This window comes from Rhodoferax sp. GW821-FHT09E07 (assembly GCF_059416145.1).
Window position 1 is genome coordinate 326,025 of sequence record NZ_JBWKOP010000004.1, and the last position, 22,787, is coordinate 348,811.

20 protein-coding genes are annotated in these 22,787 nt (G+C 62.1%); 18 read left to right on the top strand and 2 right to left on the bottom strand.

Features of this window, described 5'->3' with window-relative positions:
* Positions 1-89: 89 nt before the first annotated feature.
* From AC07OE_RS09915 to AC07OE_RS09945, 7 genes are read left to right on the top strand one after another with little or no spacing between them, the layout of a single operon-like run.
* Positions 90-836 (top strand): GntR family transcriptional regulator, encoded by a 747-nt coding sequence (locus tag AC07OE_RS09915; protein ID WP_495070396.1) that lies wholly within the window; start codon positions 90-92, stop codon positions 834-836.
* On the top strand, positions 833-1,747 hold the full coding sequence (locus AC07OE_RS09920) for a dihydrodipicolinate synthase family protein (protein WP_495070397.1): 915 nt from the start codon (positions 833-835) through the stop codon (positions 1,745-1,747). The genes AC07OE_RS09915 and AC07OE_RS09920 overlap by 4 nt, the downstream gene beginning before the upstream one ends.
* A 45-nt stretch (positions 1,748-1,792) precedes the next feature.
* Complete coding sequence (locus AC07OE_RS09925) at positions 1,793-2,797, top strand: sialic acid TRAP transporter substrate-binding protein SiaP (protein WP_495070398.1); 1,005 nt, start codon at positions 1,793-1,795, stop codon at positions 2,795-2,797.
* Between the two features lie 2 nt (positions 2,798-2,799).
* Complete coding sequence (locus tag AC07OE_RS09930) at positions 2,800-3,279, top strand: TRAP transporter small permease (RefSeq protein ID WP_495070399.1); 480 nt, start codon at positions 2,800-2,802, stop codon at positions 3,277-3,279.
* Positions 3,276-4,574, top strand: coding sequence for a TRAP transporter large permease (locus AC07OE_RS09935; RefSeq protein ID WP_495070400.1), 1,299 nt, complete (start codon positions 3,276-3,278; stop codon positions 4,572-4,574). Before AC07OE_RS09930 ends, AC07OE_RS09935 begins: the two co-directional genes overlap by 4 nt.
* 14 nt (positions 4,575-4,588) lie before the next feature.
* Entirely contained in the window at positions 4,589-5,752 is a 1,164-nt protein-coding gene (locus AC07OE_RS09940; RefSeq protein WP_495070401.1) for a fumarylacetoacetate hydrolase family protein, read from the top strand.
* Positions 5,753-5,782: 30 nt separating this feature from the next.
* Positions 5,783-7,201 carry a gamma-aminobutyraldehyde dehydrogenase gene (locus AC07OE_RS09945; RefSeq protein ID WP_495070489.1) on the top strand — a complete coding sequence of 473 codons (1,419 nt, stop codon included), beginning with the start codon at positions 5,783-5,785 and terminating at the stop codon, positions 7,199-7,201.
* A gap of 18 nt (positions 7,202-7,219) precedes the next feature.
* Here the strand turns inward: AC07OE_RS09945 and AC07OE_RS09950 are convergent, their stop codons facing one another.
* Positions 7,220-8,638 (bottom strand): aminotransferase-like domain-containing protein, encoded by a 1,419-nt coding sequence (locus tag AC07OE_RS09950; protein WP_495070402.1) that lies wholly within the window; start codon positions 8,636-8,638, stop codon positions 7,220-7,222.
* Positions 8,639-8,811: 173 nt separating this feature from the next.
* Here AC07OE_RS09950 and gabT point away from each other — a divergent pair, with 173 nt between their 5' ends.
* The 7 genes from gabT to AC07OE_RS09985 all read left to right on the top strand — a co-directional run bounded on the left by gabT (position 8,812) and on the right by AC07OE_RS09985 (position 16,923).
* Positions 8,812-10,104 (top strand): 4-aminobutyrate--2-oxoglutarate transaminase, encoded by a 1,293-nt coding sequence (gene gabT, locus AC07OE_RS09955; RefSeq protein WP_495070403.1) that lies wholly within the window; start codon positions 8,812-8,814, stop codon positions 10,102-10,104.
* Between the two features lie 33 nt (positions 10,105-10,137).
* A complete protein-coding gene (locus AC07OE_RS09960) occupies positions 10,138-11,232 on the top strand; it encodes an ABC transporter ATP-binding protein (RefSeq protein ID WP_495070404.1) in 1,095 nt (364 codons plus the stop codon).
* Positions 11,233-11,276: 44 nt separating this feature from the next.
* Positions 11,277-12,308: an ABC transporter substrate-binding protein gene (locus tag AC07OE_RS09965; protein WP_495070405.1), complete on the top strand. Its 1,032-nt coding sequence runs from the start codon at positions 11,277-11,279 to the stop codon at positions 12,306-12,308.
* Between the two features lie 27 nt (positions 12,309-12,335).
* Positions 12,336-13,577, top strand: a complete 1,242-nt coding sequence (locus tag AC07OE_RS09970; protein ID WP_495070406.1) for an ABC transporter permease — start codon at positions 12,336-12,338, stop codon at positions 13,575-13,577.
* Positions 13,578-13,588: 11 nt separating this feature from the next.
* Complete coding sequence (locus AC07OE_RS09975) at positions 13,589-14,407, top strand: ABC transporter permease (RefSeq protein ID WP_495070407.1); 819 nt, start codon at positions 13,589-13,591, stop codon at positions 14,405-14,407.
* Positions 14,408-14,409: 2 nt separating this feature from the next.
* Positions 14,410-15,360: an agmatinase gene (gene speB / locus AC07OE_RS09980; RefSeq protein ID WP_495070490.1), complete on the top strand. Its 951-nt coding sequence runs from the start codon at positions 14,410-14,412 to the stop codon at positions 15,358-15,360.
* A gap of 90 nt (positions 15,361-15,450) precedes the next feature.
* On the top strand, positions 15,451-16,923 hold the full coding sequence (locus AC07OE_RS09985; protein WP_495070408.1) for an NAD-dependent succinate-semialdehyde dehydrogenase: 1,473 nt from the start codon (positions 15,451-15,453) through the stop codon (positions 16,921-16,923).
* Between the two features lie 44 nt (positions 16,924-16,967).
* Here AC07OE_RS09985 and AC07OE_RS09990 read toward each other — a convergent pair whose 3' ends face one another.
* The gene (locus tag AC07OE_RS09990) at positions 16,968-17,732 is read right to left on the bottom strand and encodes a hypothetical protein (protein WP_495070409.1); all 765 of its coding nucleotides are present in this window, start codon (positions 17,730-17,732) and stop codon (positions 16,968-16,970) included.
* Positions 17,733-17,857: 125 nt separating this feature from the next.
* On the opposite strand from AC07OE_RS09990, the gene AC07OE_RS09995 reads away from it, so the two are divergent.
* The 4 genes from AC07OE_RS09995 to AC07OE_RS10010 are packed head-to-tail and all read left to right on the top strand — an operon-like array spanning position 17,858 to position 22,742.
* On the top strand, positions 17,858-18,382 hold the full coding sequence (locus tag AC07OE_RS09995) for a MarR family winged helix-turn-helix transcriptional regulator (protein WP_495070410.1): 525 nt from the start codon (positions 17,858-17,860) through the stop codon (positions 18,380-18,382).
* Positions 18,372-19,847 (top strand): efflux transporter outer membrane subunit, encoded by a 1,476-nt coding sequence (locus tag AC07OE_RS10000; RefSeq protein ID WP_495070411.1) that lies wholly within the window; start codon positions 18,372-18,374, stop codon positions 19,845-19,847. Before AC07OE_RS09995 ends, AC07OE_RS10000 begins: the two co-directional genes overlap by 11 nt.
* A gap of 36 nt (positions 19,848-19,883) precedes the next feature.
* Positions 19,884-21,164: an HlyD family secretion protein gene (locus AC07OE_RS10005; protein WP_495070412.1), complete on the top strand. Its 1,281-nt coding sequence runs from the start codon at positions 19,884-19,886 to the stop codon at positions 21,162-21,164.
* A gap of 12 nt (positions 21,165-21,176) precedes the next feature.
* Positions 21,177-22,742 carry a DHA2 family efflux MFS transporter permease subunit gene (locus AC07OE_RS10010; RefSeq protein WP_495070413.1) on the top strand — a complete coding sequence of 522 codons (1,566 nt, stop codon included), beginning with the start codon at positions 21,177-21,179 and terminating at the stop codon, positions 22,740-22,742.
* Positions 22,743-22,787: the final 45 nt, after the last annotated feature.

Here is a 22,787-nt window from a genome sequence, read left to right on the forward strand (position 1 = left end):
GACTGCACAGCGCAAGTCTGGGCAGCGCCCGCCTGGGCACGGGTTACTACCAACTCCGGACATCGCAAACAACAACTAACATGTTAGTCATGACGCAGCCCAGTATCACCCCCATCGCCGATGAGGCCACCAGCCAGCGTGCGCGGGCTTACCAGGGCTTTACCCAGCAGATCTTCAACGGTGGCATTCGCGCCGGGCAATTCATTTCCCAGCGCGAGCTCATGCTGCTGCTGGACATGCCACTGGGCGCCGTGCGCGAGATGATCCCCCGGTTGGAGGCGGCGGGTCTGGTGAAGACCGTGCCCCAGCGTGGCCTGCAGGTCGCGCATGTGGACTTGAAGCTGATTCGCAACGCGTTTCAGGTGCGTTCCATGCTGGAACGCGAGGCGGTGCAGCAGTTTGTGCAGACCGCCAGCGACGCTGAGCTGGCCGCGATTGAGGCCAGCCACCGCCAGATCCTGGAACGTGCCAACGCGGCGGATGCCCTGAACGACCGCACCCTGCTGGACGATGCCCAGGCCGTGGACTGGGGCCTGCACGACCGCATGGTTGATGCCCTGGGGAACGACATCCTCTCCGACATGTACCGCGTCAACAGCCTGCGTGTGCGTCTGATCAAGCTGGAGCACAGTGTGATCACGCCTGGCCGACTGGTGCCCGCCATGCAAGAACACCTGCGCTTCATTGATGCGCTGCGCCAACGCAATGCGGCATTGGCCGTGGAGCTGTTGGAGGCGCATATCAGCAGCGCCCGCAACCGTGTGATGCACGCACCGCTGGAACAGGTGCGCAGCGAATGGACACTTCCCCCCCAATCCGACAGGAGAACCTCTTGACCCCAGCTATCCATGGCCTGTGGCCCGCCTTGCTGCTGCCCGTCAGCACCACAGGCGTGTTAGACACCCCCCGCACCATTGCCCATGCCCAGCGCCTGCTGGCCGCGGGCTGCGATGGCATCACCCTGTTTGGCACCACCGGGGAGGGCCCGGCCTTCACCATGGCCGAGCGCAAAGGTCTGCTGAAGTCCATGCTGGGCAGCGGGGTGAAGCCGGACCAGATTGTGGTGACCATCACAGCGCTGGCGTTGGGCGACGCCATCGAGCTGGGCCAACACGCCGCCCGCTATGGCGTGCACCGCCAGATGCTCATGCCACCCTTCTTCTTCAACCAGCCCAAAGACGCCGGCATTGTCGAAGCGGTGTCGCAAGTGGTGCGCGGCATTGGGGACGACGACCTCAAGCTGCTGCTCTACCACTTCCCTGCCATGAGCACCTTCGGGTTTTCGCATGCCGCCATCGCCGAGCTGGTGCGGCGTCACCCGCAGCAGGTGGTAGGCGTCAAAGACAGCAGCGCCAACCTGGAACACTCGCTGGGGCTGGTGAAAGCCTTCCCGCAGCTGTCCATTTTGGTCGGCGCCGAGCCCCATGTTGCGCCTGTGATGGCCCAGGGCGGCACCGGGTCCATCAATGGATTGGCCAATATTGCCCCGCGGCTGATGCGGCGGGTAATGAGCAACCCCAGCCAGATTGACCCGGCAGATGCGCAGCTGATTCTGGATATCCTTGCGCTGATGTCGGTGCGTCCGGACATGCCGTTTGTGGGCGTGTACAAGGGCATGCTGGCCGAGCAGACGCGCGACGATGCCTGGCTGCACATGCGCGCCCCATTGAGTCCCCTGGACCCCACTGAGCTGGCCATTGTGCGCAGCGGTTATCGTGCGCTGGGGGCGGCGCTGGACCGGCTGTAAGCCAGCGCCATCCCAAGACCCATAAAAAACACAGGAGACAAGACCATGACCGAAACAAGCCACCTGAACCGCCGCGCCCTGCTGGGTGTCGTTGCTGCGCTGAGTGCCAGCGCCCTGCCCGCACTGGCCCAGACCAAGACTGTGCTGCGCATTTCCACCCCCGCCGTTCCCGACGATTGGCACGCCAAGATGTGGACCGTGTTCAAGGAGCAACTGGACAAGACCGCACCCGGCGAATTCGATGTGCAGATCAACCTGAATGCCACCCTCTTCAAGCAGGGGGCAGAGCCCGCGGCCATGGCGCGCGGCAACCTGGAGCTCTCCAGCATATCTGCGTTTGACATCGCCAAACTGGTACCCGAGTTTTCCATCTTCACGGCGGGTTATGTGGTGCGCGACCCAGAGCAGCAACAGAAGATTTTCAACGGCCCCATTGGCGCCGAGCTGTTCAAGGCCGTGTCCGAAAAAATGGATGTCACGCCGTTGGCAACGGTCTATCTGGGTACTCGCCAAGTCAACCTGCGCGAAGCCAAGCCGGTGAAGACCCCTGCCGACCTCAAGGGTGTGAAACTGCGCATGCCAGGCTCCAAGGAATGGCTGTTTCTGGGCGACGCTCTGGGCGCCACCGCCACGCCGCTGGCTTTCGGCGAGGTGTACATGGGACTGAAAACCGGCACCATCGATGGCCAGGACAACCCGCTGCCCTCGGTGCGCGCAGCCAAGTTCTACGAAGTAACCAAACAACTGGTGCTGACCAGCCACCTGGTGGACGGCATTTTCATTGCCATCTCCAACAAGAGCTACAACGCGCTGACCGTTGCGCAAAAGCAAAAGGTGACCGCAGCGGCCCAGGCTGCCGCCGCCTACAACAACGAAAACCGTATCAAGGAAGAAAGCCAGTTGGTGGAGTTCTTCAAGAAGGAAGGCCTGCAAGTCAGCACACCGGATGTGGAGGCGTTCCGCAAATCGGTGCAAACCACTTACCAGGCGTCTGACTACGCCAAGGTCTGGCCCAAGGGCTTGCTGGACCGCATCAACGCGACCAAGTAAGTATGGCGCGCCGACTACAACAGGCTGCCAACATTCTGGGCGGCGGCCTCTTTCTGGCCCTGTTTTCCATCTTCATCATCCAGATCGCGGCGCGCTTCGGTTTCAACAAGCCGCTGCCTTGGACCGACGAAGCGGCGGTAATTCTCTATGTCTGGATCATCCTTTGGGGCGCGGCGGCGGTGGTGCCTGAGCGCGAACACGTGGTGTTTGACCTGGTGTGGAATAGCGTAGGCCTGCGGGCCCGCCAGGCCATGCGCATTGCTGGCAACCTGCTGGTGGGCGGGCTGGCGATGGTGGGTATTCCGGCCAGTTGGGACTATGTGCACTTCATGGCGCGCGAAGGGTCGCCCGTGCTGGGCATCTCCTTCATGTGGATTTACCTGCCCTTTGTGCTGCTGCTCATCGCCCTGGTGATCCGCAGCGCCTGGGCCATCTGGAACGCCGTGCGTGGCATCGGCCTGGAAACGGAACTGCGACTATGACCAATGGAATCTGGATTCTCATCCTCGTGCTGGTCGCGGGGATGCTGCTGCGCATGCCGATTGGTTTCTCCATGCTGGTGTCCGGCATTGCCTACCTGCTGGTTAAGGGGCAGGACATCGGGCTGGTAGCCGAGCAGATCTGCAATGGCCTTTACAACAGCTACGTGCTGCTGGCGGTACCGCTGTTTGTGTTTGCTGCCAACATCATGAATGCCGGAACCGTGAGCGAACGCATTTTTGACTTCTGCCGCATCCTGGTGGGCCGCATGCGCGGCGGGCTGGCGCAGGTGGACATTCTGGTCAGCGTGATCTTCTCAGGCATGAGCGGCAGCGCCATCGCCGACGCCGCCGGCCCTGGCTTGGTCACCATTCGGCAGATGCTCAAAAAGCCGGAGTACACGCGCGGCTTTGCCGGGGCGGTCGTAGTGGCCAGCGCCACACTGGGGCCCATCATCCCGCCCAGCATTCCCATGGTGATTTACGCGCTGGTGTCGGGGGCATCGGTCGGAGCCCTGTTTCTGGGTGGCGTGGTACCAGGATTCTTGATGGCGGCACTCATGATGGGCGTGGTGCACATCATTGCCGTCAAACGCAATATGCCGCGCGATGAGCCTGTGCCTCGCTCCGAATGGGCTGGCTTGATCTTTCGCGGAGCGTTGCCCCTGTCCATGCCTATCGTACTGTTGGGAGGCATCTACTCCGGTGCCTTTACCCCCACTGAGGCCGCCGCCGTGGCGGCACTGCACGCGCTCATCCTGGCGGCCGTAGTGTTTCGTGCGCTGACGTGGCGCAGTTTTTGGGGTGTCGTGATGGAGTCCACGCGCGGCAGCGCGGTGATCACCCTCATCCTGGCTGGTTCTTTCATGCTGAACTACGCGTTCACGGCCGAGGGCGTCCCGCAAAGCATGGCGATGTGGGTAGACAGCATGCACCTCACCAGGCTGCAGTTTTTGCTGTTGGTGAACGTGATGTTTCTGGTGCTGGGCTGCTTTCTGGACGTGTCGGTGTTGCTGCTCGTCTTTGTCCCCATGCTGCTACCCGCAGCCAAATTGCTAGGCGTGGACCTGGTGCACTTCGGAGTGCTGGTGGTGCTCAATATGATGATTGGACTGATCCATCCGCCCTTTGGCATGCTGCTGTTTGTGACCAAGGCACTCACGGGTATCCCGATTGGCGAGATGATGAAAGAGGGCTGGCCCTTTCTCATCATGCTGCTGGCCCTGCTGCTGGCCATGACCGTGTTTCCACCAATCGTCTTGTGGTTGCCCCAAACTATGGGCTACATCACTCACTAACACGCCCACTCGCCATGCAACTTACCCCCGAAAACACATTGCCCGTTGACGGCACCACAGGCGCGCTGGCCGCCCGCATCTGGCGCGAAGACCAGCAAGGCCCCAGTGTGGTGGCCCTGCGCGATGGCCAGGTCATCGACATCACGCGAAGCTACCCCACCATGCGCGACCTGTGCGAAACGGCGGACCCCGCCGCCGCCCTGCGTCAGGCCACGGGCAATGTACTCTGCAATGTGGCGGAGTTGCTGGGCAACACCGTCGTACGCAATCCGACGCTGCCTTGGCTGCTGGCGCCTTGCGACCTGCAGGCCATCAAGGCCGCCGGCGTGACCTTTGCCACGTCCATGCTGGAGCGGGTCATCGAGGAAAAGGCGCGCGGGAACCCAGCCGCTGCTGCCGCTATCCGCACGGAAATTCAGGCCCTGATTGGGGACGATTTGTCGCGCCTGAAACCCGGATCGGAGGCGGCTCTGGCCTTGAAACAAGTGCTGATTGCCCAAGGCGCCTGGAGCCAGTACCTTGAGGTAGGTATTGGACCAGATGCCGAAATCTTCACCAAGGCCCCTGCCATGGCCGCCGTGGGCACGGGCGCTGAAGCAGGCCTTCACCCCGCCTCCAACTGGAACAACCCGGAGCCTGAAGTGGTGCTGGCAGTGAACTCCCAAGGCCATATCGTGGGCGCCTCTTTGGGCAACGATGTGAACCTGCGTGATGTGGAGGGGCGATCCGCCCTGTTGCTGGGCAAGGCCAAGGACAACAACGCCTCGGCGGCCATCGGCCCGTTCATCCGCTTCTTCGACGCCAGCTTCACGCTGGACGATGTGCGCCAGGCCACACTGACCCTGCGCGTGGAGGGTACCGATGGATTTGTCATGGACGGCTTCTCCAGCATGGCCCGCATCAGTCGGGACCCGGCGGATCTGGCGGCGCAAATGATTGGCCCCCACCACCAATACCCGGACGGTGCCATGCTGTTCTTGGGCACGCTATTTGCTCCTGTGCAGGACCGTGACACACCGGGTGGTGGCTTTACCCACAAGCTCGGTGATGTGGTCACTATCACCACGCGCAAGCTAGGTACTCTGACGAACCGCATGCAACGCACCGACCAGTGCCCACCGTGGACTTTTGGCGTCTCCCACCTGATGCGCAATCTGGCGCAACGAGGATTGCTGTAAATCATGGCTGAAACACGTTTTCCCACCCAACTGCTTATCAACGGCCAACGCGTTACCGGTGAGGGACGTTCAGAGCCCATCCTGAACCCGTCTACTGGCGAACAGCTGTGTGAGGTGCGCGAGGCCAGCGCCGACCAGTTGCGCTTGGCGGTAGCTGCCGCGCATGCAGCCTTCCCCGCCTGGGCGGCGCTTACCCCCAAGGACCGTGGCGCCTATTTGTTCAAAATTGCCGAAGCCATTGAGGCGCATGGGGACGAGTTCGCCATGCTGGAATCTCTGAACTGCGGCAAACCGCTGGCCGCGGCGCGCAATGACGAGGTACCTGCGATTGCCGATGTGTACCGCTTTTTTGCCGGCGCCATCCGCAACATGTCGGGCGCCCTGGCCGGTGAATACCTGCCCGGTCACACCAGCATGATCCGCCGCGACCCGTTGGGTGTGGTGGCCTCCATCGCGCCATGGAACTACCCGCTCATGATGGCGGCCTGGAAGCTGGGACCGGCCATTGCCATGGGCAATACCGTCGTGCTCAAACCTTCCGAAATGACGCCGCTAACCACGCTGCGCATGGGAGAGCTGCTGGCAGACATTTTGCCGCCCGGTGTAGTCAACATCGTGTGTGGCCGGGGTGACACCGTGGGTGCCCCGTTGATCCGTGACCCGCGCATCCGCATGGCGTCTCTGACCGGCGATGTCTCTACTGGCAGCAAGATCATGGAGTCGGCCGCACACGGCATCAAGCGCACCCACCTGGAGCTGGGCGGCAAGGCCCCGGTCATCGTGCTGGACGACGCGGACTTAGGGCAAGTGGTCGAAGGTCTGCGCACCTTTGGCTACTACAACGCAGGACAGGACTGCACCGCCGCCTGCCGCGTCTACGCCACCCAAGGTATTTACGAGAAGCTGGTAGCCGACCTCAGCAGCGCCGTCTCCACCATCAAGACCGGCACCCAGCAGGAGCCCGGTGTGGAGATGGGCCCACTGATATCGGCCCGCCAACGCGACCGCGTGGCCGGCTTTGTAGACCGCGCCAGCCAGTTGCCGCATGTGGAAATCACGGCGGGTGGTAACACAGTGGGCAACAACGGATTTTTCTACAAGCCCACGGTGGTCGCCGGAGCACTGCAAGACGATGAAATTGTGCGCAGCGAAGTTTTCGGACCGGTGGTTTCCATCACCCGTGTGAAAGATGCCGAGCAGGCCGTGGCTTGGGCCAACGATTCGGACTACGGACTTGCCAGCTCGGTGTGGACCCGTGATGTGGGCCAGGCCATGGGCATTGCCTCACGCCTGCAGTACGGCTGCACCTGGGTCAACACCCACTTCATGCTGGTGTCCGAAATGCCACACGGTGGCATGAAGCACTCGGGCTACGGCAAGGACATGTCGGTCTATGCCCTGGAAGACTACAGCTGTGCCCGCCACATCATGGTGAAGCACGGACACTAAGGCGTGTGACCCAACAGCCTATCCGGGCTCGCCACTCTGCCCCATCACAATTCGCTTGTCCAGGAAGCTCCAAAGGCGCTCGTCGGCACAAAAAGCGACGTTAAATCGCAACCAGCCGGTGGGCCGTGGCTCCACCAGAAAAAGCTGCCCGGGCCCCAACATGATGCCCTCACTGGTGCCCGCCTGCGAGATCTCCGCACTGTCGGGAATGTCTGGATGCCGGGCCCATAGGTACATGCCGGCTTCGGGCTCGTGGAACAGCTCAAACCCCAGCCCCAACAAACGGCGACTGACTTTGCGGTGGGCGTCACCCAGACGATCGCGCAAGGACTTCAGGTGTTTGCGCCAGCGCCCATCGGTAATGGCACCGAAGGTGATGCGCTCTGCAATATCGGAGGACGTGAGACCGGCAATCATTTTCAGTTGCACAAACTGCGCAGAAAGGTCTGGCCGCGCCAGCAAGTAACCCACACGCAAGTTCGGCGAAATGGTTTTGGAATAGCTACCCACGTACACCACCCGCCGCAGTTGGTCCAAGCTTGCCAAGGTGGTGCGCGAAGCCACATCCATATCCGCATAAATGTCGTTTTCCACCAGCAGGAAATCGTGTAGCTCTGCCAATTGCAGCAGGCGATGCAATTGGGCCACAGAAGCTACCGAACACGTAGGGCTTTGCAAGCGGGGTTGGGTGAAAAAAACCTTGGGCTTGCGGGTGGCCAAAATGCCCTCAAGAGCAGCCAGGTCGTAGCCCACGCCGGTGCGCGGAACGCCGATGACCTCGGCCCCCAGAAAGCGCAGCATGAACAACAAATTGGGGTAGCCCGGGTCGTCCACCAGCACCGTATCGCCGGGCTTGAGCAGGCAGCGCGCCACCAGATCCAAGCCCTGGCTGGAACCATGGGTCAGTAGCACCTGGCCGGGGTCTGCCGATATCTGGTGCTCCGCCAGCGACTCCGCAATGATCATGCGCAGGGCCATGTGCCCGTAGGGCAGGCCGTAGCCGTCCAGCTCGGAGCCATCGCTGGAGAGCTGACGCATGCTGCGGCGTACGGCATCGCCAAACAGCCAGTCGTGCGGCAACCAGCCGCAACCGGGTTTGAGCGGCAGATTGCGATTCTCAAAAATCTGCTTCAGGTACCAGCTGGCATCAAAACGGGGCGTTTCTGCCTCACGGACAGGTGCCCCCACGCTGCCGCCCTCGTCTCTGCGTTTGACAAAAAAACCAGCATGAGCACGCGATACCAACCATCCCTGGGCCACCAGGCGGTCATAGGCCTCTACCACCGTGAATACGCTGACATTGTGCGAAACAGCAAACGCCCTGATGGAAGGCAATTTGCTACCGGGTTTCAGTACCTGACCGGCAATCAGCCCACGCAATCCGTCCACGATCTGGCTTACCAAAGGCGTCGCAATATCCGGGCTGAGTGTGAGCATCAAATGAAGGTGAAGTGGGGTCTCTGGCGCATCGAAATGCACCAGATTAGGGATTCTCTGTACAGGATTTTAGACCTGCACAGTGTCTCGAAACTTTCATCATGGTGTACATGGTTGTTTGTGTAAACGCTTCCTATAGTTCCGCCACCCGATCAACAACACCGGACCACTTTATGCAAGCCGATCGCAAACTGCTCAATGCTGCCCTGTATGCCCGCCGCCAATCTGCCGTTGCCCGCGGCGTTGGTCAAGCGCACGAGATTTTCATCAAAAACGCGCTGAACGCAGAGTTTTGGGATGTCGAAGGCCGCCGCTTCATCGACTTTGCAGGCGGCATTGCTGTGCTCAACACCGGCCATCTGCACCCCCAGGTGATGGAGGCTGTTAAAGCCCAACTCGATCTGTACACCCATACCTGCTTCCAGGTGATCGCCTACGAACCCTATGTGGAAGTGTGCGAGCGCCTCAACGCCATGGCACCAGGGAACTTCGCCAAAAAGAGCCTGCTGTTGACGACTGGCGCCGAAGCCGTGGAAAACGCCATCAAGATCGCCCGCGCCTACACCAAACGCCCCGGCGTGATCGCCTTCACCGGTGGCTACCACGGCCGTACCAACTTCACACTGGGCCTGACCGGCAAGGTCGCCCCTTACAAACTGGGCTTCGGCCCCTTCCCTGGCGAAGTGTTCCATGCCCAATTCCCCAACGAACTGCATGGCGTGAGCGTGGCCGATGCGCTGCATTCGGTCGAACTGATCTTCAAGAACGATGTGGAGCCCGAGCGGGTGGCTGCCTTCATCGTGGAGCCGGTGCAGGGGGAAGGCGGCTTCTATGTGGCGCCCCCGGAGTTCATCTCTGGTCTGAAAGCCCTGGCTGATAAGTACGGCATCCTGCTGATCGCGGACGAAGTGCAGACCGGCGCCGGCCGCACCGGAACCTGGTTTGCCTGCGAGCAGTGGCCTGTGGCGCCTGACTTGATCACCACCGCAAAATCGCTGGCTGGTGGCTTCCCCTTGTCGGGTGTGGTGGGCCGTGCCGACGTAATCGATGCCCCCGCTGCCGGCGGCCTGGGTGGTACCTATGCAGGCAGCCCGGTGGCTTGTGCCGCTGCACTGGCGGTGATGAAGGCATTTGAAGAAGAGAAACTTTTGCAACGCAGCAAGGATATGGGTGCCTTCCTGGTGGAAAAGCTCAAAGCCATTGCCACCAAGATCCCGGCCATCGGTGACGTACGCGGCCTGGGCGCCATGGTCGCCATCGAGCTGTTTGAAGGTGGCGACGTACACCGCCCTGACGCCGTGCTGACCAAGAAGGTGGTGACAGAAGCGGCCCGTCGTGGGCTGATCCTGTTGTCCTGCGGCACCTATGGCAACGTGATCCGTATTCTGGTGCCCCTGACCGCGCCGGATGCTTTGCTCGAAGAAGGCCTGGCCATTCTGGCCGACAGCTTTGCAGCTATGGCTTGATCGCCTTGTCTGAATCTGCTCCTCAAAGAACACATGTCCTCTACAGAACCCTTGGTGCGCTTTAGCGGCGTACAAAAAACGTACGACGGCGAACAGCTGGTGGTGCGGGAGCTGAACCTCGACATCCAGCGCGGTGAGTTCCTCAGCCTGCTGGGCCCTTCGGGCTCCGGCAAGACCACCACCCTGATGATGCTGGCTGGGTTCGAGTCCCCCACGGCGGGCGACATCCTGCTCGATGGCAAGCAGATCACCCGCACCCCGCCCCACAAGCGCAACTTTGGCATGGTGTTCCAGAACTACGCCTTGTTCCCCCATATGACCGTGGCACAGAACGTGGCCTACCCGCTCACCGTGCGCAAAGTGCCCAAAGACGAGCAAACCAAGCGCGTGCAAAAGGCGCTGGACATGGTACGTCTCACCGGCATGGGCGAGCGGTTGCCCACCCGCCTATCGGGCGGCCAGCAGCAGCGCGTGGCGTTGGCGCGCGCGCTGGTGTTTGAGCCCCAGCTGGTGCTCATGGACGAGCCCCTCGGTGCGCTCGACAAGCAGCTGCGCGAGCACATGCAACTCGAACTCAAGGAACTGCACCGCCAACTGGGGGTGACCTTTGTGTATGTCACGCACGACCAGGGAGAAGCCCTGACCATGAGTGACCGCGTGGCGGTGTTCAACGAGGGCGTGATCCAGCAACTGGCCGATGCCCAGAGCCTGTATGAAACCCCGAGCAACCGGTTTGTGGCCGGCTTTGTGGGCGACAGCACGGTGCTGCGCGGAACGCTGGGTGGTACTGCGCAGGCCCCGTGCATTGAGCTCGGCCTTGGCCAGACGCTGCAGGGCATCAATGTCAATCAAGCAGCCGCGGGCTCTGCGGTGGAAGCCTGCGTGCGACCCGAGCGCATTGCGCTGCATGTGCAGGCCCCAGCCGCTCTGAATACGGTGTCTGCACAGGTGGCCGGCATTGTGTATTACGGTGACCACATGCGTCTGCAGTGCGACTTGGGTGCCGGTCAGGCGCAAGCCACCGTCAAGCTGCCGCTGACCCATGCCTGCGCCCTCACACCGCCCGCCGTGGGCCACACGGTGCACCTGGAGTTTCCAGCCCCGTTTACGCGCATTTACGCACTCTGAATTTTTCCCCCGTCCCTTCCTCAACCTCTAAAGGAAATTTCTCCATGAAAAAAAGCCTGATCGCGTTGGCATCTCTTGCTGCCTGCGTTGCGATGAATGTTCACGCTGAAGACACCATCACCGTGGTGAACTTCGGTGGTGCCAATGCCAACGCCCAGAAAGCTGCCTACTACGAACCGGTCGCCAAAGAAGGCCTCAAGGTCACGGCAGTCGAATACAACGGCGAGCAGGCCAAGATCAAGGCCATGGTGGAAACCAAGAACGTGACCTGGGACCTCGTGGAAGTCGAATCCCCCGACGTGGCCCGCGGCTGCGACGAAGGCTTGTTTGAAAAACTGGACTACAGCAAGATTGCGCCCAAAACCGACCTGCTGCCTTCCGCAGTCAGCGAGTGCGGCGTGGGCGTGTTTGTGTGGTCCACCGTGATGGCCTACAACGGCGACAAGCTGAAGAAAGCCCCCACCAGCTGGGCTGACTTCTTCGACACCAGCAAAATTCCCGGCAAGCGCGGCATGCGCAAAGGCGCCCGTTACAACCTCGAATTTGCCTTGCTGGCCGACGGTGTGAAGCCTGCCGACGTCTACAAGGTGCTGGCCACCAAAGACGGTGCCGAGCGCGCATTCAAGAAGCTGACCGCCCTCAAGCCCAACATCCAGTGGTGGGAAGCCGGTGCCCAGGCGCCCCAGTTCCTGGTCGCCGGTGACGTGGTGCTGTCCACCGTGTACAACGGCCGCATCGACGCCGCCAACCGTGAAGGCCGCAACCTGCAGATATTCTGGCCCGGTGGCATCTATGACCTGGACTACTGGGTCATCCCCAAAGGCACGGCCAAGAAAGACGCGGCCTACAAGTTCCTGAACTTCGCCATGAAGCCTGAGAACCAAGCCGTCTACGCCCAGAACATCGCTTACGGTCCCACCAACAAGAAGGCTCTGGCCAAGTTGGACAAGAAGGTGCTGGATGACCTGCCGACTTCCGATAAAAACGCCAAGGAAGCCTTGCAGTTCAACACCACCTTCTGGGCGGACCAGGGCGAAGCTCTGGAAAAACGCTTCGCTGCCTGGGCCACGCAGTAATCCGCAGACCGTCAGGAGCCTGAACCCATGTCCATGCAAGCCAGTGCCATCCAGCCCCCGGGCGATCTCCGTGCGGCACTCTCCCGTGCGGAGTCCCGCCGCAAATGGCGGGCCTTCAGCCTGACACTACCCTTGCTGGTGTTTTTGCTCCTGACCCTGCTGGTTCCCATCGCTGCCCTCTTGATGCGGGCGGTGGAGAACCCCGAAGTCGCCAAGGCCCTGCCCACGACGGTAGAGGCCTTGGCCAGTTGGGACCGCACATCCCAGCCCCAAGCGGCTGCCTATGCAGCCCTAGTGCAAGATTTATCGCACCTGCCTGACACGGCAGATGCTGGCGCGCTGGCGCGCCGCCTGAACACCGAAGCCCCCGGCGCCCGCTCGCTGATCATGGGCGCTTACAAGAGCTTGCCCATCGAAGGCGATGCCGAAACCGTTCGCCAGCAGTTGCTGGACAAAGACGCCCGCTGGGCCGAACCCGAGTTCTGGCAAGCCATTGCCAAAAACGGCTCGCGCTGGACACCGGACTACCTGCTGGCCTCGGTGGATTTGAAGCGCGATGCCAACGGCCACATCGAGCGTATGCCCGAAGAGCAACGTGCTTACAGCGGCATTCTGGTGCGCACCTTCCAGATCAGCTTCACCGTCACCCTGCTGTGCCTGCTGCTGGCGTATCCGCTGGCCTACTGGCTGTCCACCCTGCCCGAACGCAAGGCCAATGTGCTGATGATCCTGGTGCTGGTGCCGTTCTGGACCTCCATCCTGGTGCGGGTGGCGGCCTGGATTGTGTTGCTGCAATCCGAAGGCTTGGTGAACGGCGCACTATTGGGCATCGGCGTGATCAGCGAACCGCTGGCCCTGCTGTTCAACCGCACGGGGGTCATCATCTCCATGGTGCACATCCTGCTGCCCTTCATGATCCTGCCCTTGTACAGCGTGATGAAGAGCGTTCCACCTACCTATGTGCGTGCCGCCGTCTCGCTGGGCAGCGCGCCGCTGACTGCGTTTGTCCGCGTCTATATGCCGCAGACCTTTCCCGGTGTGGGCGCAGGTGCCCTGCTGGTGTTCATCCTGGCCATTGGCTACTACATCACACCCGCCCTGCTGGGTGGCGCAGATGACCAGATGCTGAGCTACTACATCGCCCGCTATACCAACGTGGAGGTGAACTGGGGCATGGCCTGCGCGCTGGGCGCGTTGCTGCTGATCACCACCATGGTGCTGTATGGCGTGTACCGCCGCATCGGCAAATCTGACCTGGCGCTGGCCTGAGGAACGCACCCATGTTCAAACTGCCCGAATTCCCCCTGTACTTCACGCTGGCCGACAAGGCTGGCTGGTGGCTGCTGCGCATCGTGTGTGTGCTGGTACTGGGCTATCTGCTCGCACCCATCCTGGCCATCATCCCGCTGTCGTTCTCCAGCTCGTCCTTCCTGACCTACCCGATCCCCGGGTGGTCACTCAAGTGGTACCAGAACCTGTTCCATGCGCCCGAATGGTCCAGCGCCATGCGCAACAGTTTCATCGTGGCGCCGGCCGCCACCGCCATCGCCACCGTGCTGGGCACCCTGGCCGCCGTCGGCCTGACGCGCACCGAATTCCGCTTCAAAGGCCTGCTGATGGCAGTCCTGATCGCCCCCATGGTGGTGCCGGTGATCGTGATCGGTGTGGCCACCTACCTGTACTTCGCCCCGCTGGGCCTGAGCGACAGCTACATAGGCCTCATTGCCGTGCATGCCGCCATGGGCGCGCCCTTTGTACTCACCACGGTGCTAGCCACACTGTCCAACTTCAACCACAACCTGGTGCGCGCCTCGCTGAGCCTGGGCGAAACCCCGTTCAACACCTTCATGCGTGTCACCCTGCCGGTGATTGCCCCGGGTGTGATCTCGGGTGCGCTGTTCGCGTTTGCCACCTCGTTTGACGAAGTGGTGGTCACGCTCTTTCTGGCCGGTGCAGAGCAAACCACCCTGCCGCGCCAGATGTTCACCGGCATCCGCGAAAACATCTCCCCCACCATCGCCGCCGTGGCCACCTTGCTGATCCTGTTCACCACCAGCATGCTGCTGGTGCTGGAGTGGCTGCGCGGCCGCAAGGCCTGATCATCGACATGGAACTGAACCAACCTCTCTCCGGCAACGCGATGCCGCGCTTTGGCGGCATCGCCAGCATGATGCGCCTGCCCCAGGCCACCACCGCCCAGGGGCTGGACGCTGCCTTCATCGGCATCCCGCTGGACATCGGCACCTCGCACCGCCCCGGTGCGCGCTTCGGCCCGCGCCAGATCCGCGCAGAATCTTGCCTGCTGCGCCCCTACAACATGGCCACGGGCGCGGCCCCGTTTGACGCCCTGCAGGTGGCGGATCTGGGTGATGTGCCCATCAACACCTATTCGCTCACCAAGTCGGTGGACATCATCACGGCGTACTACACCGAGGTGCTGGGCCACGGCTGCATCCCCCTCACACTGGGGGGCGACCACACCATCGCCCTGCCCATCCTGCGCGCCATCGCCGCCCAGCACGGGCCGGTGGCGCTGGTGCATGTGGACGCTCACGCCGATGTGAACGAAGACATGTTCGGTGAACGCATTGCCCACGGCACACCGTTTCGCCGCGCCGTCGAAGAAGGCCTGCTGGCCTGTGACAAGGTCACCCAGATCGGCCTGCGCGGCACCGGCTACGCGGCAGACGACTTTGACTGGCCACGCCGCCAGGGCTTCACCATCGTGCCTGCGCACGAGGTCTGGTACCAGTCGCTGGCCCCGGTCATGGAACAGGTACGCCAGCGCGTGGGCAACACGCCCTGCTACCTCAGCTTTGACATTGACGGCATCGACCCCGCCTATGCCGGGGGCACCGGCACGCCGGAAATCGGCGGCCTGACCGTACCCCAGGCGCTGGAAGTTATCCGTGGTTGCCGCGGGCTTAATATCGTTGGTGCAGACTTGGTGGAGGTATCGCCTCCCTATGACACCACGGGCAACACGGCCCTGCTGGGCGCCAATCTCCTGTACGAGATGCTCTGCGTGCTGCCAGGTGTTCCGCTGCGATAAGGCCAGGTCCGGTTTCGCTACATTTTTCATAGCTGCTCGCGCATATTCCATGGGGGCCAGCAGCCCATTTACTGATTTTTTGGAGCCATGATGTCGAATTTCCCCCTTTCCCTGCTCAAAGACCCCAGCCTGCTCAAGACCGACGCGCTGGTCAACGGCGCCTGGCTGCGCGGCGCCAGCCGCTTCGACGTGCTGGACCCCGCCACCGGCCAGAAGCTGGCCGACGTGGCCAACCTGGGCCCCAAGGACGCCGAAGCCGCCATCGCCGCCGCCAACGCCGCCCTGCCCGCCTGGAAGGGCAAGACAGCCAAGGAGCGCAGCATCCTGCTGCGCAAATGGTTTGACTTGCTGATGGCCAACCAGGACGACCTGGCCCGCATCATGACGGCCGAGCAAGGCAAGCCCTTTGCAGAGGCCAAAGGCGAGATCGCTTATGGCGCTAGCTTTGTGGAGTGGTTTGCCGAAGAGGCCAAGCGCGTCAACGGCGAAACCCTGCCCCAGTTCGACAACAACCGCCGCCTGATGGTGATCAAGCAGCCGATTGGCGTATGCGCCGCCATCACGCCCTGGAACTTCCCGCTGGCCATGATCACGCGCAAGGTGGCACCCGCCTTGGCGGCCGGCTGCACCGTGCTCATCAAACCCGCCGAACTCACGCCGCTGACGGCGCTGGCCGCCGCCGAGCTGGCCATCCGCGCCGGCATCCCGGCCGGTGTGCTCAACCTGCTCACCGCCGACAGCGAACAGTCGATCGCCGTGGGCAAGGTCATCTGCGCGAGCGACGTGGTGCGCCATCTGAGCTTCACCGGCTCCACCGAGGTGGGCCGCATCCTCATGGCGCAGAGCGCACCCACCATCAAGAAGCTCTCGCTGGAGCTGGGCGGCAATGCGCCCTTCATCGTGTTCGACGACGCCGATGTGGATTCGGCCGTGGAAGGCGCGATTGCCAGCAAGTACCGCAATGCAGGCCAGACCTGCGTGTGTGCCAACCGCTTCTATGTGCAGGCTGGCGTGTACGAGCAGTTCGTCGCCAAGTTCAGCGCCAAGGTCAAGGCCATGAAGGTCGGCAACGGTTTTGAAGACGGCGTGCTGCAGGGCCCGCTGATCGAGGACGCCGCAGTCGAGAAGGTCAAGCGCCATGTGGCCGACGCCGTGGCCAAGGGTGGCAAGGTGGAAACCGGCGGCCATGCGCTGCAGGGCCAGTTCTTCGAACCCACAGTCGTATCGGGCGCCACTGCAGACATGCTCTGCGCACGCGAAGAGACCTTCGGCCCCTTCGCTCCGGTCTTCAAGTTCAGCACCGAACAGGAAGCCGTTGACGCCGCCAACGCCACCGAGTTCGGCCTGGCCAGCTACTTCTACAGCCGCGACATCGGCCGCATCTACCGCGTGGGCGAGGCGCTGGAGTACGGCATGGTGGGCGTGAACGTCGGCATCCTGGCGACCGAACACGTACCCTTCGGCGGCGTCAAGCAGTCCGGCCTGGGCCGCGAAGGCTCGCACTTCGGCATGGACGACTATGTGGAGGTGAAGTACCTCTGCCTGGGCGACATCCTGAAGTAATCGCGATTGACCCAAAAAAAACGCCGGTTGACCCGGCGTTTTTTTTATTGGACTGCAACCAGCGTTCGATAAGACGGTACCGCAGCAAAGGCGTCAGCGGGCTTGCTGAAATCAATGGCCCGACCCGCAGCATCCTGTAGCTGCTCTCCCCACGCTTTCATGCGCTGGATCAAAGCGGCCCTGTCCTTGGAGTCCCGCAACGCATCCTCGCTCCAGTCGGACACTCGGGTGCCGCTGAACCCCAGCACATCGGCCATCAACCGAAGATCCATGACGTAAATGCGCCCACCACTGCGGGTTTGTGTCACCTTGATCGAGAAGAAAGTCGCTGGCCCAGACTGCGACTGGAAGCTGTCCGCATCAATCGTCATGCAGTTGTCGTAGACACCTGCGCCTTTTTTGAGAGTCACCACATGAGAACCGCCGCACGGGGTGCCCAAGGTGAACTGGTTTTGCCCCGTCGTCGTCAAATTTACGGCCATGGACAAGGACCCAACCACGTCCCCACTGGCGTCCACTTGCAGCATCGTCCCATATCCGCGCTTGATGGACTGCGCATCGCCCTGAGTGGAAGACATGGTTCCGCCGAGCTCAAGCAAGTGCCACGTGCCTACGTCATGCAGCATTGCATAGCCACCGATGGTGGTAGCAGGTGCAATGGCTGCACCTTTGACAAACTCGATCGGCTTTCCATCCTCAAAAAGGTCTACTGCAAAAACCGAAGACGCGGCCATTGCAAGCGCCACAAAAGTACCAACCAAACGCATAAAACTCCCTGATAAAAATAAGCGTTTGATCGTATTGACCATGCGGTCAAGAAACCATCCCCCATTCGAGTGAATTTGAAGGCAGTCGCCACTTCAATGCCTTATCAATGAAAGCCCAGACAAAAACAGCCTTGACAATTATTGCCTAAGCAATTAATATTAAGGCCATGCAAGATTCCGACACCCCCCCCAGCTTCTATTGCGCGGCAGGCTACAAGCCTGAGGGCAGCGTGGGCTACTTGATGCGACAAATCATCAACCATGTGGGGCAGGAGGTGGAGCGCCAGCTGGCGCACACCGAACTGACCAACGCGCAGTGGATTCCGCTCTACAAGCTGTACACCAAGCGCGCATCCACTGTGGCCGAGCTGGCCCGTGAATGCCAGCTGGACGCCGGCGCCACCACCCGCATGCTGGACCGGCTGGAAGCCAAAGGCCTGTGCCAGCGCAAGCGCTCGGAAGAAGACCGCCGCGTGGTGCACATTGAACTGACGGAGGCAGGCAACAACGCTGCCTCTGAAATTCCCCGGGTGTTGAGCGGGGTGCAAAACGCTCACCTGGAAGGCTTCTCGGCAGAAGAATTTGAACTCCTCAAGAGCCTGTTGCAGCGCATCTTGAACAACTCCAAAGCTATCGCCGCTACGGCCATGGCCCCCAATACAACCACCACAGGAGGCCCCGATGCGGCTTGATTCCCCCACTTCCGCCCGCTGGGCACGCCACACGCTGACCGTCGTGGCCCTGGCATCGCTTACCGCCTGTGCCAATTTCTCCGGCATCTTTTCGCAGGCCAAGCCGATTGCGCCCCAGGCCGTGGGCCTGTCGCAAGAGGCCATTCCCGCGGCCAACCCCGCGCTGGACGCCCAGTGGTGGAAGACATTTGGCGACAGCCAGCTCAACACCCTGGTAGACCAGGCGTTGGCCAAGAGCCCCTCACTGCGCGTGGCGCAAGCCCGGCTGCAGCGCGTACAAGCGGCCATTGACGGCGTGGATTCCAATACCCTGCCCCAGGTCAACGCCAGCCTGGACGCTACCCAGCAGAAGTACACCAAGAACGGCATGATCCCCGCACCGCTGGCCGGCTCTATCCGTGACAGCGGCACCTTGCAGGCCAGCGCCAGCTGGGAGTTGGACCTGTTCGGCAAGAACCGCGCGGCGCTGGATGCCGCCATCGGCCAAAGCCGCGCCGCCCAGGCCGATGCCCAGGCTGCACGCATGCTGCTGGCCAGCAACGTGGCCCGCACCTACTTCCAGTGGGTGCGCATTCAGGGCCAGTTGGACGTCGCCCAGCGCACGCTGGCACAGCGCCAGCAAGCCCAGCAACTGGTGCAGGACCGCGTGAAGGCCGGGCTGGACACCGCACTGGAGCAACAACAAAGCGACAGTGCCCTGCCTGATGCGCGCTACCAGATCGAAGCGCTCAAAGAGCAGGAAGCCCTGCTGGTGAATACCCTCACCGCCCTGACTTCACAGCCAAACGGTGCTCTAGCCCTCGTCAAACCTGAGCCAGCAGCTATCAATACCGTAGCAAATGCGCAGACGGAAGTGAAGTCTATCCCGCTGGACTTGCTGGGTCGCCGGGCCGATGTGTCCGCCGCCCGTTGGCGCGTGGAGGCGGCCACGCAGGACGTGAGCAACGCCAAGGCGCAGTTCTACCCCAACATCAACCTGACCGCATTCGCCGGCTTTTCCAGCATCGGGCTGGAACGCCTGGTGGAAACCGGTAGCGACCAGTGGGGTGTGGGCCCGGCTATCCGTCTGCCCATTTTTGAAGGCGGCCGCCTGCGTGCCAACCTCAAGGGCAAGACCGCCGACCTGGACGCCGCCATCGAGACCTACAACGGCGCAGTGATCGACGCCGTGCGTGACGTGGCCGACCAGTTGACCAGTACCCAGGCCATTCGCCGCCAGCAGGCTGAGCAACGCGCTGCGCAAAGCTCGGCCGAAACCGCCTATGCCATTGCCGTGCAGCGCTACGAGGCAGGCCTGGGCAACTACCTCAACGTGCTCAACGCCGAAACTGCCGTGCTGACACAGCGCCGCTTGGGCGTGGACCTGGCCGCCCGCGCACTGGACACACAAGTACAGCTGATCCGCGCGCTGGGTGGTGGCTACACCGAGCCCGACTCCACCACCGCTGTGGCCACCGCCAAGTAATTTGAACCGAACCCCATATCTCTACAGGTACCCATCATGAACGCACCTACAACCTCCGCTCCCGCTCCAACCGACGCACCTAACGGCAAGCGCAAAAAGGCCCTCACCGTCGTATCCATCGTGGTTCTGCTGGGCTTGGCCTATGGCGGCTTCCAGTGGTATGGCTCGCGCCATTCCGAGGAAACCGACAACGCCTATGTGCAAGGCAATGTGGTACAGATCACACCGCAAATTGGCGGCACCGTGACGGCCATCCTGGCCGACGACACCGACTACGTGAAAGCCGGCCAGCCCCTGGTGCAACTGGACCCTGCGGACGCCAAGGTGGCGCTCGACCAGGCAGAAGCCAATCTGGCCCAGGCCGTGCGCCAGGTGCGCACCCTGTACGCCAACAACGGCAGCCTCTCGGCCCAAGTAACCCTGCGTGAATCAGACATTGCCAAGGCGCAAACCGAAATTGCCCGCGCCACCGATGACCTGAACCGCCGCCAAGCCTTGTCGGGCAACGGCGCCGTGTCCAAGGAAGAGCTCAACCACGCCAAGTCGCAGCTTGCCACCGCACAAAACGCGCTGGCCGCCGCCCAGGCCGGTGTGGCCGCCGCACGCGAACAGCTGAGCAGCAACCAGACGCTGACCGAAGGCACCAATGTAGAAGGCCACCCCAGTGTGATGGCCGCTGCCGCCAAGGTGCGTGAGGCCTATCTGGCGCTGCACCGCGCCGCCTTGCCTGCGCCCGTGGACGGCTATGTGGCCAAGCGCACCGTGCAACTGGGTCAACGCGTGGCCGCCGGCGCACCGCTGATGTCCATCATCCCGTTGAACCAGCTGTGGGTGGATGCCAACTTCAAGGAAGTGCAGTTGCGCAACATCCGCATTGGCCAGCCTGTCACCCTGACTGCTGACCTGTACGGCAAACGCATGGAATACAAAGGCACCGTGGCTGGTCTGGGTGCCGGTACCGGTGCAGCGTTTGCATTGCTGCCTGCGCAAAATGCCACGGGCAACTGGATCAAGGTGGTTCAGCGCGTGCCTGTGCGCGTGGCACTGGATGCAGAGCAACTCGCCCAGAACCCGCTGCGTGTGGGCCTGTCCATGGAAGCTACCGTGGATGTGACCGACCAAACCGGCAAGTCTCTGGCTGACGCCCCTCGCACCGCGAGCAGCGTGCAAACCGAGGTGTACTCCGCACTGGACGGCCAAGCCAGCAACGAGGTGAAGCGCGTCATTGCCGCCAACCTGGGCCACAGCGCCCCGCGCACCGCTGGCCACGCTGTAGCCCACGCAGCTGCGGCTGCCACCCTGGTTCAGGCCAACTAAGCCCGGGTCTGCATGAGCTCCCCTGCCGCTTACACGCCGCCGGCGCCACTGCAAGGCTCCGCGCGGCTGTGGGGCACCATTGCCCTATCCGCTGCCACGTTCATGAACGTGCTGGATTCCTCCATTGCCAACGTCTCGTTGCCTGCCATCGCAGGTGACCTGGGCGTCAGCCCCAACCAGGGCACCTGGGTCATCACCAGCTTTGGCGTGGCCAATGCGATTGCGCTGCCACTGACAGGCTGGCTGTCACAACGCTTCGGACAGGTGCGCCTGTTCGTCACCAGCGTGCTGTTATTCGTGCTCTCGTCGTGGATGTGCGGACTGGCTCCCAACATGAACACGCTGATTGCGGCCCGTGCGCTGCAAGGCTTTGTTGCTGGCCCCATGATGCCGTTGGCCCAAACGCTGCTGCTCTCCAGCTACCCGCCGGCCATGGCCGGCATGGCCATGGCACTCTGGGCCATGACCACGCTGGTGGCGCCTGTGATGGGGCCGCTGTTGGGCGGCTGGATCACCGACAACGCGCACTGGGGCTGGATCTTTTTCATCAACATCCCTGTCGGTCTGCTCGCAGGATTCATCACCTGGACCATCTTCCACAAGCGTGAAACGCCAACCCGCAAACTGCCTATCGACACGGTGGGCTTGGGCCTGCTGGTGGTGGCCGTCACCGCCATCCAGATGATGCTGGACCGTGGCAAAGAGCTGGACTGGTTCCACTCCACCGAAATCGTCACGCTGACCGTGGTATCGGTGATTGCCTTTGCCTACTTCATCGTCTGGGAGTTCACGGATGACCACCCGGTGGTGGATCTGAAGCTGTTCAAGGTACGCAACTTCTGGACTGGCACGGTGTCCATGTCTGTGGCCTACAGCCTGTTCATGGGCAACCTGGTCTTGCTGCCCTTGTGGTTGCAGCAGTTCATGGGCTACACCTCGACCCAGGCTGGCATGCTGATGGCACCTGTGGGGCTGTTCGCCATCATCCTGTCGCCACTGGTGGGGAAGAATATTGCCAAGTTCGATCCGCGCAAGCTCACCACCTTTGCATTTATCGTGTTTGCTGTGGTGCTACTCATGCGGTCCCATTTCAATACCTCGGCAGACTTTGGCACGCTGATGATCCCCACGGTGATCCAGGGCGTGGCGTTGGCGTTCTTCTTCATCCCGCTGACCACGATCACGCTGGGTGGTGTGCCGGGGGACAAGATCGCCTCCGCCTCCGGGCTCTCCAGCTTTGCACGGGTCTTGGGCGGGTCGTTTGGCACCTCCATTGCCATCACCATCTGGCAGGACCGCACGACCATGCATCACGCCCAGCTGACGGAAATGATCAACCGCGGCAGCAGCGCCTCGAACACCGCCTTGGCAGGTCTGAATGCCTCGGGCATGAACAACGAGCAGGCACTGAGCCAGATCAACCGCATGATTGACCAGCAGGCCGCCACGCTGGCCGCCAACGATGTGTTCTACGCCTCGGCCGTGATCTTCCTCCTGCTCATTCCGCTGGTGTGGCTGGCGCGCCCCAAGCGCATGGGCGCTGCAGCCGCCAAAGAAGCCGCCGCCGGCGCCCACTGACGGGCACGCTGCTTTGCAGGCAACAAAAAAAAGGGGCTTGAAGCC